The 1,188-nt window shown below is 73.2% G+C and carries 1 protein-coding gene; it reads right to left on the bottom strand.

Features of this window, described 5'->3' with window-relative positions; genetic code table 11:
• Window positions 1–153 precede the first annotated feature (153 nt).
• Window positions 154–912, bottom strand: coding sequence for a DeoR/GlpR family DNA-binding transcription regulator (locus ABZ885_RS41610; protein ID WP_360200468.1), 759 nt, complete (start codon window positions 910–912; stop codon window positions 154–156).
• Between the last annotated feature and the right edge of the window lie 276 nt (window positions 913–1,188).

Below are 1,188 nucleotides of genomic sequence, written 5' to 3'. Positions count from 1 at the left end.
CCCGGCTCGCCGGTGAAGTCCCGGGCGGCGCACGCGCATTCCGGCCCCGCCGCCGGGTGGTTCGGGCGCGTCCGGCAGGATGTCCGGCGAGCCGGGCCTTCCGGCAAGGCGCCGGGGGCCCGAGGAGTCCCAGGGCTTGAGGAGTCCTCGGGCTCAGGCCCGGTGGACCCGGACGCCGCAGTTGGCGAAGGCCTTCTGCCGGTCGTCCGTCAGCCCGTCGTCCGTCACGAGGTCGTGCACCTCGGAGAGCGGGCAGATCCGCGCGAAGGTCACCTTGCCGGCCTTGGTGCTGTCGGCCAGGACGACCGAACGGGCGCTGCTGCGCAGGAAGGCCCGGTCGGTCTGGGCCTCCATCTCGTCGTGCGTGGTGCAGCCCTCCTCCGCCGTCAGGCCGTCCACGCCGATGAAGGCGATGTCCAGGTGGTACTGCGAGAGCATCCGGTCGGCCGCCGGACCGACCAGTTCGTAGCTGGCCGTGCGGGCGATGCCGCCGATCACCACCAGGCGCACCTCGGGGCGGACGATGAGGTCCGCCGCGATGTTCACCGCGTTGGTGACGACGGTGAGACCGCTGCGCTCGGCCAGCACCCGGGCCAGCTCGCTGGTGGTGGTACCGCCGCTGAGGCCCACCACGGCGCCGTCCGGGACCAGTTCGGCCGCCGCCTGGGCGATCCGGCGCTTCTCCTCGCGCTGCTTCTCGCTCCGGTGGCGCAGCGGCAGTTCGAGGTTGACCGATCCGGTGACCGCGCCGCCGCGCGTGCGGTGCAGCAGACCCTGCTCGTGCAGCTCCTGGAGATCGCGGCGCACGGTCGCGGTCGAGACGCCCAGCAGCTCGGCGAGGGCGTGCACATCGGCGCTCCCCGCCTCGGTGACGTGCGTGAGGATGCGGGCGGCGCGATCAGCTTTGAGCATGGCCCGAGTTTAGCCGGGTCGGCAGCCGAGTCGGCCGGGTACCAGTGGGTGGGGCGGCCGGGGGCGGCCGACGACGCCGGGAGGCGGTGTCCGAAGATGACCGTGACGGGTGTACATCAAGCAGTTTCACTCACGCATCTGCGGTGGCGCAGAGCAGTTCCGGAGGTGTCCGCATGACTGTTCCGAGAACCGGCCCGGCAGCGTCGGCGCGCGGTACCGTTCCGGCCCCGGGCGCCACGCCGCAGCCGGCCACCGCCCCGGCGCGCCGTACCGTCC

The sequence above is a fragment of the Kitasatospora sp. NPDC047058 genome, from assembly GCF_040643935.1.
Classification (GTDB): Bacteria; Actinomycetota; Actinomycetes; order Streptomycetales; family Streptomycetaceae; genus Kitasatospora.
The sequence above is the reverse complement of the archived record's forward strand: the minus strand, read 5'-3'. Positions and strand labels throughout refer to the sequence as shown.

Coding starts and splice junctions, on each gene's coding strand:
- ABZ885_RS41610 (WP_360200468.1), bottom strand. CDS start 912: ATGCTCAAAGCTGATCGCGCCGCCCGCATCCTCACGCACGTCACCGAG.